This window comes from Streptomyces sp. STAM6 (assembly GCF_054963715.1).
In genome coordinates this window covers 481,156-493,953 of record NZ_JBUEFZ010000001.1, presented here as the reverse complement: position 1 = coordinate 493,953, position 12,798 = coordinate 481,156, and the positions used below count along the sequence as shown (strand labels likewise).

The window sequence follows — 12,798 nt, the reverse complement described above, 5'->3', positions numbered from 1 at the left end:
CCGTCCGGGCCGGGGCACCTCGCCGTCCGGGCCGCCCACCGGTCCGCGTCGCTCATCGCTCGGGGCCGCCCACCGGTCCGGGCCGTCTACCGGTCCACGGGCCGCCCGGGCAGCAGCGGCAGCAGCTTCCCGACCCGCCCGACCAGCTCGCCGAGCGGCCCGTCGGCCGGCTCGTCCCGGAGCATGTGCAGCAGGATCGCGGCCATCTCGTCGTCGTACGCGGCGCTCACCGCGGCCAGTGCCGCGAAGTCGTGCACCAACTGAAGCTCCAGCTCCGCGCGCGGTATGCGGCGGCCGTCCAGCCAGATCAGCGCGGTCGACTCGGCCAGCGACACCCACGACCGGACGACCAGCTCCAGCCGGGCGGGCGGGTCGGTCACCCCGAGGTGCGCCAGGATCTGCTCGTACGCCGCCTGCCGCACCTCGTCGATCATCGCGTTCGTCGTCGTGGAGCCGACGGCCGGGCCGCCGCGCATCAGCGCCGAGAACCCCGGCCCATGGTCGTCCACGAAGTCGAAGTACCGTCCCATCACCCGCAGCAGACGCGCGCCCAGCGGCCCTTGGCGCGGCTCGTCGAACCGCGCCGCCAGTTCGTCCGCGGCGCGCCGCAGCGCCGCCTCGTACAGGCTCTGCTTGCCGGGGAAGTAGTGGTACACCAGCGGCCGCGAGATCCCCGCAGCGGCGGCGATCTCGTCGATCGACACCTCGTCGGGGGACCGGTGGCTGAACAACTCCAGCGCGACCCCGATCAGCTGCTGTCTGCGCTCCTCGACGCCCATCCTGCGGCGCACACCGGCCGTCACGCTCGTCATGCGAACAGCCTAACGGTCGCCCTTCGAACAGTGGTCGCTACACCGTCCGTTACGCTCCGGGTACATGAGCACTTCCGACCAGGAGATCCCCCAGGAGATCCCCGAGGAGACCCCCCGCCAGGTTTCCGAGGAGACCCCCGGCCAGGTTTCCGAGGAGGCCCCTGACCAGGTCTTCGAGGAGACCCCCACGGCGCGCGCCGGCCTGTCCCCCCGCCAGGCCCGGCGCCTGCGCATCGCCGCCGCCTCCGTCCTGCTGGTGGCGATGGCGGTGGTGCTCGTCCTGCGCCTGGCGAGCCGCACTTCCGTCCTCGTGGTCGGGGTGTACGGACTGGCCATGATCCTGTGCGGCGTGGTGATCGAGCTCAGCAGGAACGGACGCACCCGGCTGGGCACCTGGCTGCTCGGTACCGGCCTGCTGGCCGCCCTGGCCGCGGACTGGCTGCTGCTGCCGTAGGGGGTCTCCTCCGCACGCCGCTACAGGTCCAGGACCAGCCGATCGCCGCGGCACCGCGACACACAGATCAGCATCGAGTCGTGCCGCTCGTCGTCCGTCAGCAGCTCGTCCCGGTGGTCGACCTCACCCTCCAGCACCCGCTGTTGGCAGGTGCCGCAGAAGCCCTGCTCGCACGAGTACGACACATGGGGCACCTCGTCGCGGACAGCGGCGAGCACCGACTGGCCGGGCCCCACCGTCAATGTGCGCCCGGAGCGGCGGAGTTCGACCTCGAAGGCACCGCCCGGCGCAGCGGCGGCGGCCGCGAACCGCTCCAGGCGCGGCGTCCGGCCCTCCGGGAGAGCCGCGGACACCGCGTCCATCAGCCCGTCCGGCCCGCAGCAGTACACCTCCGTCCCGAGCGGCACGTCCGCCAGGAAGGTCAGGTCCGCCAGGCCCGCCTCGTCCTCGGCGACCACCGTCACACGGTCGCCCTCCGCGCCGAGCTTCCCCACTTCGTCGAGGAAGGGCATCGTCGCCCGGCCGCGCCCGCAGTACAGCAGCCGCCAGTCCGCCCCGGCCGCCCGCGCCGCCCGCACCATCGGCAGCACCGGAGTGATCCCGATACCGCCGGCGACGAAGACGTAGGCGGGGGCGTCCACCAGCGGGAACCGGTTGCGCGGTCCCCGGATCTCGACCTCGGTGCCCTCGTGCAACTGCTCGTGCACCTCCCGCGAGCCGCCCCGCCCGTCCTCGACCAGCCGGGTCGCCACGGTGTAGGTGTCGGTCTCGGCCGGGTCGCCGCACAGCGAGTACTGCCGCACCAGTCCCGACGGCAGCACCAGGTCCACATGGGCGCCCGGCTCCCACGGCGGCAGACCCGTGCCCTCCAGCCGCAGCCGCACCACCCCCTCGGCGGGGACGCTCCGCTCGCTGACCAGGACGTGACGACGGGCCGTCGACGAGCGGCCGCGGCCCGACACCGGCTCCTCCAGGGCGGGCAGCGGCCACAGCGGGGCCGCCTGGATGCGGCGGCGCACCGCCCGCTTCACGAGCACGGCCGCTCCGGCGGCGAGGACGAGGTTGCGCAGACGGGGCATGGCTCAGTGACCTCCGTTGGCCGCGGGGGACGAGGCGAGGTACGCGACCGCCTGTGCCGTACTGCCCTCGTGCGAGGGGTGGTAGGCGCGGCTCAGATAGCGCGGAACGGACCGCAGCATGTCGGGTGTGGACGGCAGCAGGCCCTCCCGGCCCCTGCGGACGAACTGCGGGACCGACGCCTTGCCGTCCAGCAACGTGGGGTCGTTCTCCATGAAGAACCGGGCGCCCCGCTGCCAGAGGAAGACGAGCGCCGAGAACGCCGTCGCCCAGGTCCGGACCCGGCGCCGGTAGCCGCCGTCGACGTGCATGAACAGCTCGAAGGCGACCGAGCGGTGCTCGACCTCCTCCGCGCCGTGCCAGCGCAGCAGGTCCAGCATCACCGGGTCGGCGCCACGCCGGTCCAGCTCCCGGGCGTTCAGTACCCAGTCGCCGAGGAAGGCGGTGTAGTGCTCGATCGCGGCGATCAGCGCGACCCGTTCCATCAGCCACCACCGCCTGGCCCTGCCGGGCGGCAGGGTCCGGTCGCCGAGGAGCTTCTCGAAGAGCCAGTCGACCTGCGCGGTGTACGGCGTCGGGTCGAGACCGAGCTTCTTCAGGTGCGGCAGCACGTCGTCGTGGGCCTGTGAGTGCATCGCCTCCTGGCCGATGAAGCCGATGACGTCCTCGCGCAGCCGGTCGTCGTGGATGTACGGCAGCACCTGCCGGTACACGTGGATGAACCAGCGCTCGCCCGCGGGGAGCAGCAGGTGCAGCACATTGATGGTGTGGCTGGTGAACGGGTCGCCGGGAACCCAGTGGAGCGGGGTCTCCTCCCAGTCGAAGGAGACCTTGCGGGCCTTGAGCTCGATCCGCTCCGACGGTATCGCCACCGGCTGCGTATTAGACATGGCGTCAATGTACTGATGAGTACGCGCCTGGCAACAGGGTCGTGCAGCCGTTTGTTCCCCGCCGGGTCAGCGCAGGGCCGTCACCTTGCTGCCGTCCTCCAGCCGCCCGGTCAGCTCCGCCCGCGCGCCCTTCCGCGCCTTCACCACGAGCGTCCGTCCCTCGGCGCTGCCCCGCACCCCGCCGGTCGTGGTCACCGACGCGAACCGCGAGCTGCCCGCCGCCAGCACGTACCACTGACCGCCCGGCGCCTGCCACAGGACACCCGCCAGCACATGCGGCTCGCGCGTCCCACAGGCCGGCGACTCCTCCGCCCGCGCGGCGACCGCGCCCGGCGCGCCGGGCCGCGTGGCGGGCGCCTGGAACTGGGCCAGCACCCTGCTGCCCGTACCCCGCCAGGTGTCCGCGCGCGTGCACACCCAGGCCGCCGTGTCACCCGAGACCGGCAACTCCTGCTCGGCGTACCGCCACGAGTTCACCGACCGCACCCCGTGTGACCGCACCGCCGGCAACAGGCACGCCGTCCGCGCCCACTCCGCCAGCGGCGCCTCGCCCGACACGTCGACCGGCGCCGACGGCGGGCCCGACGTCAGCCGCGCCGGGACGATCTCCCCGAGGTCGGTCAGCAGCCGGGACGTCGCGCCCTCCCGCACCTCCATCACGTCCCAGGACCGGCAGGCCGACACGGCGACCGGGCTGAGCAGCGGGCTCGTCACCCCGTCCGCGTCCCGCTGCAGCGGGCGGGGCGCGGCTGACGGCGTCAGCAGATCACGCACTCGCGTCCCGGTCACCCAGGGGGCCGTCAGATACCGGACGTTGGCGTGCGTACGACCCACGACCAGCGCGCCGGAGGAGGCCCCGTCCGCGCCGTCCGTCCGCGCGAAGTCCAGGGCCGCCCCTGCCGTGCCGTCCTTCGGCTCCGCGTACCGCACGGCCCGCAGACCGTCGTGGAACAGCACCACCCGCGCCTGGTCCACCTCGCCGGCGAACAGCAGCTGTGGCGGGCCCATCGGCGGCCCGGGCAGCGTGCCCGGCGTCGCCGACACCTGCACCGTGCCACCCGGCCGGGCCCAGACCGCCAGCGCCCGGCGCAGCAGCGCCCGGTCCTCGACCAGCCCGCCGCGCGCGGGCCACACCGAGAAGTCCGTACGGGCCGAACGCTGCCAGGCCGCCGGGGCCACGCGCAGCAGCTTGCCCGGGTCCAGAGCCGCCTCGGCGACCGGGTTGCGCGCGTACACCGGCGCGGCCGCGCCGTCCGGGCCCCAGCCCTCGCCCGGCATCCCGAGCAGCGTCCCGCACACCACCGCGGCCGCGAGGGCCGCCAGCGCCGCCTTGCCGTGCTGGCGGCGGCGCATCAGATCCGTCGGCCGGGCCTGCAGCGAACACGGATCGAACTCCGCCGAGTCCAGCAGGGCGGCCCGGCTGATCCCGTCCGGCGCCTCGACACCGTCCGCCTCGGCCAGCGCCGCCTGCGGGTCCTCCACGCCGGCGGCGGCCAGCACCCGCCGGACCTCCGCGTCGCCCTGCCGCTCCAGACCGCGCAGCACGTACGCGGCCCGCCCCGGACCGGACAGCGCGGACAGCCGCTGGTCCAGCGCCAGTTCGTCGGCGCCGCCCGACCGCGGGAACAGCCGCAGGCCCCACACCTGCGGCAGCAGCGGCGGCAGCTGCGAGCGCTTGGGCCACGCCCTGCGCTTCAGCGGGAGCCCCGCCTCCAGCGCCTGGCGCAGTACCCGTCCGCGCACGAACGCGTACCCGGGGTCCACGGCGTCCTCGGAGCGCCGCGCCCCGGGCAGCGCCCCGTCACCGGGCGTGCGGCGCCGGGGCAGCGCGCGCTGGACGAGCGAGTGCGCGGTCAGCACACGGCGGTTGCGGCCGAGCGCGGGCGGCAGCACCAGATAGGCGATGCGCACCAGCCGCGGGTAGTGCTCGACGAGCGCGGCCTCGGCCTGCTCGACGTCGACGGGCGCGGGGGCGAGGTCCTGGACTCCCTGGGTACTCACGTTCAGCAGAACGAGCGCATGCCGGGGTTGGTCACCTGGCGGCCGCGCCCCAGCCGGCCACCTCACTGAACACGACCGTCCCGCGCGTCCCGCTCCCGCCGTTCGCCGCCGACATGAACAGTCCCGCGTCCTGCGCCGCCGCCACGGCCGGCACCCGGACCGTGGCGACCGTGCGCCACGTCGTGCCGCCGTCGGCGGAACAGGCGCCGGTGAAGGCGTCACCCGCGCGCGACAGCCGCAGCAGGACCGGCGCCCGGACGCCGGTGAGCCGCCGGTGGGTGTCGAGGGCGCCGTCGCCGTCGCTGTCGTACGCCAGCGCCACCCCGTTGCCCGGCGTGACCGCCAGGGCCAGGAAACCGGGCGAGCCGGGCGTCCCCAGGGCGTTGCGCACGGCGATCCCGGCGCGCGCCCACGGCGCGGTCGCTTCCTGGGAGTCGACCCGCACGGTCAGCACCCCGCCCTCCGCGAGTGCGCCCTCCCGGTAGAGGGCGCCGAACTCGGCGACCGCCTTCCACAGGTCCTGTCCGCCGCCGTTGACGGCGTACCGGTCGCCCAGCTGCCCGAACACCGCGTCGTTGGACGTGCAGGTGAGCCACCCGTCGTCGAGCGGGCCCGCCCGGTACAGGCTGCCCCGGGTGACGGCGGTGACCGGTTCCTCGCCCTCCGGGCCGTAGGTGGTGCGCAGCTCGTAGGGGAGTGGTTCGACGGGAGTGGTGAGCGGGTCGGCGGGGGCGGTGACTCCCCAGGAGACCGTGCCCGTTCCGGCGGCCTGAACGGAGGGGATCTCCAGCGGCGGCTGGTCGCCGAAGCCCGTGATGACGAAGCCGACGGGGCCGGTGGCGCGCAGGCCGCTGACGTTCCGGAAAGTGGCGGTCACCAGGGCGTCGGCGCCCGGCGGAATGGCCCCGGGGTCGCTGGAGACGGTGCTGGTGCCCTGGTACGGCGCGGCCGCGAGGACGTCGTGGACGCGCCGGGCGGTGCGGTGGGGGTCGTGCACCGGCCGCAGCGGGTAGCTCCGTGTCTCGTACGTCCAGGGCTCCTCGATCGCGTACCAGTCGAACGTCTTCGGGGCCCGGCCCCCTACGAGCGCGTCCTCCAGCTCGTCCAGGTAGGTCCGCCAGTGGGGGAGGTGGAAGTCCGCGATGAGCCCGGACCAGTCGCGGTTGGCGTAGTTGGCCAGTCGGCCGGCGTCGGCGGTGGGCCGGTCGCCCCAGGTGGTGACGAGGACCCGGGCGGTGCGTTCCATGCCCTCCCGGCGGGCGTCGGCCAGCCAGGGGCCGAGCAGGAAGGCGCGGTGCGAGCCGGCCATGTCGTCGCTGAGCCGCATCAGCCTCAGCCACAGCCGGGCCAGGGCCCGGAAGGCCTCCGTGTCCTTGCGCTCGTACGCGGACCGCAGCTGACCGATCAGCTGCCAGGAGCGGTTGGCGAGCACCTGGCGGCCGAGGTCGGTGAGGTCGTGGCGGTAGGCGTCGGAGCGGCGCAGCGGCTCGCGGACTTCGAGCAGCGCTGCGAAGGCCCGGTCGAAGCGGGCCGGGTCGAAGGCGGGCGTGTGGGTCGCGTAGTGCGCGCCGGAGTTCGCCGCGAGGCTCGGCCGGGCCGCGAAGACCGAGTCATGGGGGCGGCCGTCGCGGCTGGTGATGCGGTACGCGGTCTCCCGCAGGACCGCGAACGCCGCACGCGCGCGTGGGTCGCGGCCGCCGTAGCGGAGGTCGGCGTACTCCTCGAACCAGCGGGCGCGGTCGACGGGCTCACGGCGCCAGGCCAGCTCGGAGAAGAGCTCCAGGGCGACCGGGTCGCGCTCGGCGGCCTCCGGCATGTAGGCCGTGCCGGCGAGGGCTGAGCCGGGCCGGTCGCGCCACCGGGTGAACCGCTCGGTCCACAGGTGGGTCTTGGCGCCGATGGTGGTGCGGCCGCCGAAATTGGGGATGGTCCCGAAGGCGTACGGCGCTCCGCCCCAGTCCCTCTCGCGGTCCGTCACGGTCTCCAGGTCCGACAGCCCGTCGACGATCAGGAGGGCCGACTTGTCGAGGGCGTCGAGCAGATCGCGGCGCGGGTTGGCCTGCCAGCCGAGGATCATCCACAGGGCACCCGGCCGGGCCGACCGCAGGGCGGCCTCGACGGCGCGGGCGGCCTCGGGCACGGGCACGTCGCCCGCCGAGCCGCCCTCGTGCAGCAGGTCCATCTTGAAGTGCCGCACGTCGCCGAAGAGCGCCGCCTGGTGGCGGTAGAAGGCGGCGGCGACCGCACGGAAGACCGCCGTGCGCGGGTCGAGCCAGTCGGGGCGCCGCAGACCCGCCCAGGTGCCCTGCGGGACGGTGCGGGCGCCGGGGTTGCGCGCGGCGAAACCGTCGGGGACGGTGCCGAAGTAGCCGGGCAGGACGGGCGACATGCCGAGCTCGCGCAGCCGGTCGGCGATCCGGCGGCCCAGCTCGGCGCGGCGGGCGACGAGCCCCGGGTCGAGCGGCCCGCCGTACGCGCTCATGTTCTGCAGCAGCCACCACGGCTGGTGGGACGGGGCGGGCAGCCAGGCACGGGCCTCGGCGTCCGTGTACCCGAAGTCCTGCAGGAGCCGGTGGTAGACCGCCTCCTGGCCGACGGTGACCAGGACCTCGTTGCAGCCGTGCAGGGCGAGGACGTCGATCAGCCGCTCCCAGCGGGCCCAGTCGGCGTACGGGGCGGTGTAGCCGTCGTGCGTGTCGTTGAAGACGAACCGGTGCGGGACGGTGGCCTCCTGGCTGAGGGGCCCGCTCGGGGCGGGGAGCCTGCGTGGCAGGCCGAGCTGGCTGCCCGCCCAGGAGATGTGGGCCGCGCAGGTGTACTTCAGGTACCAGTGGACGCCGGTGAGGAGGGTGGCCGGCCCGGTGCCGGTCACTTCGACGCGGCCCGGGGCGCCGGTGACGCGGAAGCGGTCCGGCCCGTCCGCCGTGTCGAGGGTGAGGCGGAACTGGGAGGAGTGGTGGGGCAGGATCCGCTCCAGGGCGGCCCGGGCGGGGCCGGTGGGATCCCGGTTCTCCTCGGCCCCGGCGGCGGAGTGCCCGAAGAGCGCGGCGCTCACGCCGATCGCTCCGGCGGTCCCCAGCACAGTACGTCTCGACACATCGGTCACGCGCTCCTCCATGGTGCTGACGCGACATCAGGTTCGGATGAGACGCACGTTACCCGGGGTTCTCACCCTGAACAGGGGTGCGAACCGGCACGATGGCCAGATGCGTACGGAACGAATGCGTGTGGCGTTGACGGCGGCCGCTCTGGTCGCCCTGGCTGTCCCTGCGGTCGCGGGTTGCGGCGCGGACGGGGACCGGGGCAAGGCCGAGGACGTGCCGAAGACGGCGACCGGGACCCTGGAGGAGCTGGCGAAGCAGGCGGACTGTGAGCCGAACATCCAGACGGACGCCAAGGAGCTCCGCCAGGCCAACTGCACCACGGCGGACGGGAAGTATGTTCTGGCCACCTTCGCCACCGACCGGGGCCAGCGCGAGTGGATCAACGAGGCCAATGACTACGGCGGCTCCTACCTGGTGGGCCGCAAGTGGGTGGCCGTCGGGGACGAGAAGGTCGTCAACGCACTGCGCGGCCGGCTGGGCGGCTCGGTGGAGACCGGCGCCTCGCACCACTCGGGCGGAGGCGGCACCAGCGGTGGCGGCAAGGGCGGGGACAAGGGCCACTCGGGGCACCACGGAAGCTGAGAAAGAGCCGGGAGGACCTGTCGGAGCCGGCCGGATCCGGGGAGGAGTTGCCGGAGCCGGTCGGAGCCGGTCGGAGCCGGGACGAGCTGTCGGAGCCGGTCGGAGCCGGTCGGAGCCGGTCGGAGTCAGAAAAAGGATCACCGCCCGATCAGGTGGGGGAATCGGGCGGTGATCGTTCGGGCCGGACGGGGCCCGAGGCCCTCGGGCTCGGCCCGGGCCTCAGGCCCGGGCCGGGGCTCGAGCGGGCGTCAGGCGCACCTGCGTCCCGTGTTGATGCAGTTGACGAGCTGGTTCATCAGCCGGTTGTTGAAGACGTTGATGAAGTCGCCGTGGTCGGTGATCGGCTTGTGGAGCTGTTCGGGGAACGAGTCCACGGCGAAGACGGTGCCCTGCGGGACGTCGTAGACGATCCGCTGGACCAGCTGGGGGATGGCCCGGAAGCCCTGCGGGCAGCGGCCGTTCTGGTCGGCGAACGCCACGTGCGTCCGGTGGTTGGCACTGTCGGTGTTCTGGCCGTCCCAGCAGCTCTGGAACTTGAACGACCGGACGACCTGGCTGCCCTGCGGGCAGATCGGGTACTTGTCCTTCAGCTGCCGGTCCTCGAATCCGGTGCAGCTCCACGAGGCATTGGCATTGGCGTCACCATTGGTGAATGCCTTGGCGTCGCCCGTGATGATGCGCAGGAACTTCGGCATGGCCGTCACGGGGCCGACCGGGCTGCCGACGAAATTCATGGTCACCTGGCTCGGGGTGAGGATCTCGCCGACGTTCTGGTCGTTGCCGCCGCCGTCCGCGTTGGCGTCGTTCTCCTGCTGACCGTTCTGGAGTCGCAGAACGGGCCAGAAGTACGTGGACTTGTCGCCCTGGTTGCGGCAGGTGGTCTGACCGTTGGCCAGGTCGTCGTCGCTGGCGAAGGCGTCATTGGCCTGGTTGCCCACGTAGTCGTGCATATGGTGGGCACCGTTGCTCACGCCGGGCGCGACGATGACGTTGTCCGGATTGAACTTGCCGTTCTCGTTCCGGCCGCAGTCGGTCGTGAAGGTGCCCCTGGAGGCATTGCGCTGCTTGCGCGGGTTCTGGACGTTGGGCTGAATGGACTGGATGTCGACGAAGTCGTTGGCCTCGGGGCCGTTGCCGGCCTGACCCTGTCCATTGCCCTGGTTCTGGCCGTTGTCCTGACCCTGGCCGTTGTCCTGGCCGTCCTGACCGTTGTCGCCCTGGTCGTTGTTCTGGCCGTCGTTGTTCTGGCCGTCACCGTTCTGGCCGTCGTTGTTCTGACCGCCGCCGTCCTGGCCGTCGTTCTGGCCGTCGCCGTTCTGGTCCTTCACCTGGTTGTCATCGGCCTGCAGTGTGCAGGGCGCCAGCTTTTCCATGCCCTTGGGCTGTTCGGCGCTCCGGCCGATCGCGATCACAATCCGTTCAATGGCAGCTCGGCGCTTGTCCTTCAAAGGATTGAGAATGGCATTGTCGGCATAGGAGCGATCGCGCTGTATCTGCTCCCTTTCCTCGGCGAACCGTTGATATGCCTCGGTGATCTGGGTGTCCATCTTCGCCAGTTCCCGGTCCACCTCGGTACGTGCCTGGTCGGGCACGTTCTCCGGAAGACCGTTGGCGACTTCGGGGCAGTCGATGGTCGAGACCTGCTGCCCCGCACTCTGGGTCTGGGGCTGCTGGGTCTTGCCCGACCAGCCTTCACCTGCGTTTGCGTAGACATTGGCCGCTACCAGCCCACCCCCGCCCAGTATCAGGGCAGCCGAGGCGGCGATCGCCCGGTTGGCCAGCGTAGAGCGTTTTCGTGTGCGTCCCATGGAACTCCAATCCCGGGAGGGGAGAACCGCTCCATTCCATACGGACGTCCTTCACAGGGCGTTCACGGCCCACGAGGTTTCGTAGAAATCTACGTCCGCAAAGCGGGCCAAGGGGTGCCATCCTTCACGGCCGGCCCCGGTCCAGATACGCCAGCACCGCCAGCACACGGCGGTTGTCGTCGTCGGACACCTCCAGGCCGAGCTTCGCGAAGATGTTCGAGGTGTGCTTGCCCACCGCCCGCTCGGTGACCGTGAGTTGGGCCGCGATCGCCGTGTTGGACCTGCCCTGCGCCATCAGCTCCAGCACCTCCCGCTCGCGCGGCGTCAGTCCGCCGAGCGGCTCGTCCCGTGCCCGCCGGGTCAGCAGTTGGGAGATCACCTGTGGGTCCATCGCCGTGCCGCCCGCCGCCACCCGCCGTATCGCGTCGATGAACTGGTCCGCGTCGAACACCCGGTCCTTCAGCAGGTAGCCGATCCCACCCGTGCCGTCCGCCAGCAGCTCCCGGGCGTACAACTGCTCCACGTGCTGCGAGAGCACCAGCACCGGCAGCCCGGGACGCGCCCGCCGCGCCGCCAGCGCGCACTGCAGTCCCTCGTCGGTGTGCGAGGGCGGGAGCCGGACGTCGACGACGGCGACGTCCGGCTCCAGTGAGGCGAGCGCCTCGGCCAGTTCCGGTCCGCTCTCCACGGCGGCCAGGATCTCGAAGCCGTACGCCTCGAGCATCCGCACCAGGCCGTCGCGCAGCAGGAACAGGTCTTCGGCTAGGACAACACGCACGGGATCTCCACGGTCACCATGGTGGGACCGCCCGCGGGGCTGCTGACGGCCAGGACGCCGTCGAATGTACCGAGCCGGCGTTCGACCCCGGCGAGCCCGGATCCTGCGCCGCCGTCGGCCCCGTGCGAGGCGTGGATCACCGCGCCACCACGGCCGTTGTCCGTGACCGTGACCCGCAGCATTCCGTGCTCATGGCTGATGTCGACCACGATCCAGTCGGGGTCCGCGTGCTTCACCGCGTTGGTGAGCAGCTCGCTGACGGCGAAGTACGCCGCCGACTCGACGGGCGGCTCCGCCCGCCCCGTCAGCTCCACCGTCACCTCGGCCGGCACCGGCAGCCGCAGCGCGAGGGCCCGCACCGCGTCGCCCAGGCCCCGCTCGGCGAGCACGGGCGGATGTATCCCCCGGACCAGGTCGCGCAGCTCGGTGAGGGCGTCCGCGGAATTCCGCCGGGCCTGCGCTATCAGCTGCTTGGCGCGGGCCGGGTCCCTCTCGACCAGCGACTCGATGGTCCCCAGGTCCATGCCCATGGCGACCAGCCGGGCCTGTGCGCCGTCGTGCAGATCCCGTTCGATGCGCCGCAGTTCGGCGGCGGACGTGTCCACCGCGTCGTGCCGGGTCTCGGTGAGCCGGTCGATCCGCTCGTTCAGCTCCGCACCCAGCGGCCGGTCCAGCAGTGCCTTGCCGAGTGCGAAGTGCGCGCGCAGCAGCGCCGGCCCGACGCGCAGGGCGACGGCGAAGATCCCGAGACCGACCGCGGCGGCGGCCAGCCCGGTCGCCTGGCTGTCGACGGGCACGAACGCGTACCAGTACGGGTCCCCACCGTCGAACACCCGCCACAGACCCGCGGCCAGCACGAGACCCTCGACCGGGTAGAGGATCAGGGCGGCCGGCAGAAAGGCCGTGAACCAGCCGGCCGACATGTCGACGAACAACCAGCGCATGTCCCGCCAGGTCGCCGGGTCCTTCAACAGCCGCACGCACAGGTCGACCTGGCCGACGACCCCGTCTCGGCGCCTCTCGGGCAGCGGCCGGTACGACTCCGGTATGCGGATGTCCGCCCACGCGGCGGCGAGCGCCCGGCGCCGGCCCACGTGGCGGCGCACCGCCATCAGCAGCGCCGGGGTGGTGAACACCCCGACGCCCAGGGGGATCAGCGCCAGTGAGGTGACGGTCAGCACGTGCAGCACGGCCGACACCGGCAGGGCGAGGAACGACAACCCGAATCCCCGTACCGCGGCGCGCAGCGACGCCCGCACCCCTGTCGCGTTCATTGGTGATCGTTCCCTTCC

Annotated in this window: 10 protein-coding genes; 2 read left to right on the top strand and 8 right to left on the bottom strand. The window is 72.7% G+C overall.

Annotated elements, in window-relative coordinates; translation table 11 throughout:
- Positions 1-86: 86 nt before the first annotated feature.
- Positions 87-803 (bottom strand): TetR/AcrR family transcriptional regulator, encoded by a 717-nt coding sequence (locus ACY34K_RS02260; RefSeq protein WP_462742772.1) that lies wholly within the window; start codon positions 801-803, stop codon positions 87-89.
- Positions 804-876: 73 nt separating this feature from the next.
- Here ACY34K_RS02260 and ACY34K_RS02255 point away from each other — a divergent pair, with 73 nt between their 5' ends.
- On the top strand, positions 877-1,266 hold the full coding sequence (locus tag ACY34K_RS02255) for a hypothetical protein (protein ID WP_462742627.1): 390 nt from the start codon (positions 877-879) through the stop codon (positions 1,264-1,266).
- 20 nt (positions 1,267-1,286) lie between these two features.
- On the opposite strand, the gene ACY34K_RS02250 is transcribed toward ACY34K_RS02255, so the two are convergent.
- The 4 genes from ACY34K_RS02250 to ACY34K_RS02235 all read right to left on the bottom strand — a co-directional run bounded on the left by ACY34K_RS02250 (position 1,287) and on the right by ACY34K_RS02235 (position 8,340).
- Positions 1,287-2,345 carry a PDR/VanB family oxidoreductase gene (locus ACY34K_RS02250; RefSeq protein ID WP_462742624.1) on the bottom strand — a complete coding sequence of 353 codons (1,059 nt, stop codon included), beginning with the start codon at positions 2,343-2,345 and terminating at the stop codon, positions 1,287-1,289.
- 3 nt (positions 2,346-2,348) lie between these two features.
- A complete protein-coding gene (locus ACY34K_RS02245) occupies positions 2,349-3,233 on the bottom strand; it encodes a metal-dependent hydrolase (protein WP_462742621.1) in 885 nt (294 codons plus the stop codon).
- Between the two features lie 66 nt (positions 3,234-3,299).
- Entirely contained in the window at positions 3,300-5,234 is a 1,935-nt protein-coding gene (locus ACY34K_RS02240) for a hypothetical protein (RefSeq protein ID WP_462742618.1), read from the bottom strand.
- A gap of 31 nt (positions 5,235-5,265) precedes the next feature.
- Positions 5,266-8,340 (bottom strand): alpha-N-acetylglucosaminidase, encoded by a 3,075-nt coding sequence (locus ACY34K_RS02235; RefSeq protein ID WP_462742615.1) that lies wholly within the window; start codon positions 8,338-8,340, stop codon positions 5,266-5,268.
- A gap of 100 nt (positions 8,341-8,440) precedes the next feature.
- Here ACY34K_RS02235 and ACY34K_RS02230 point away from each other — a divergent pair, with 100 nt between their 5' ends.
- Positions 8,441-8,920 carry a hypothetical protein gene (locus ACY34K_RS02230; RefSeq protein WP_462742612.1) on the top strand — a complete coding sequence of 160 codons (480 nt, stop codon included), beginning with the start codon at positions 8,441-8,443 and terminating at the stop codon, positions 8,918-8,920.
- A gap of 248 nt (positions 8,921-9,168) precedes the next feature.
- On the opposite strand, the gene ACY34K_RS02225 is transcribed toward ACY34K_RS02230, so the two are convergent.
- The 3 genes from ACY34K_RS02225 to ACY34K_RS02215 all read right to left on the bottom strand — a co-directional run bounded on the left by ACY34K_RS02225 (position 9,169) and on the right by ACY34K_RS02215 (position 12,780).
- Positions 9,169-10,728 (bottom strand): DUF1996 domain-containing protein, encoded by a 1,560-nt coding sequence (locus ACY34K_RS02225; RefSeq protein WP_462742609.1) that lies wholly within the window; start codon positions 10,726-10,728, stop codon positions 9,169-9,171.
- A gap of 124 nt (positions 10,729-10,852) precedes the next feature.
- Positions 10,853-11,506, bottom strand: coding sequence for a LuxR C-terminal-related transcriptional regulator (locus tag ACY34K_RS02220; protein ID WP_462742606.1), 654 nt, complete (start codon positions 11,504-11,506; stop codon positions 10,853-10,855).
- A complete protein-coding gene (locus tag ACY34K_RS02215) occupies positions 11,491-12,780 on the bottom strand; it encodes a sensor histidine kinase (protein ID WP_462742603.1) in 1,290 nt (429 codons plus the stop codon). Before ACY34K_RS02215 ends, ACY34K_RS02220 begins: the two co-directional genes overlap by 16 nt.
- Between the last annotated feature and the right edge of the window lie 18 nt (positions 12,781-12,798).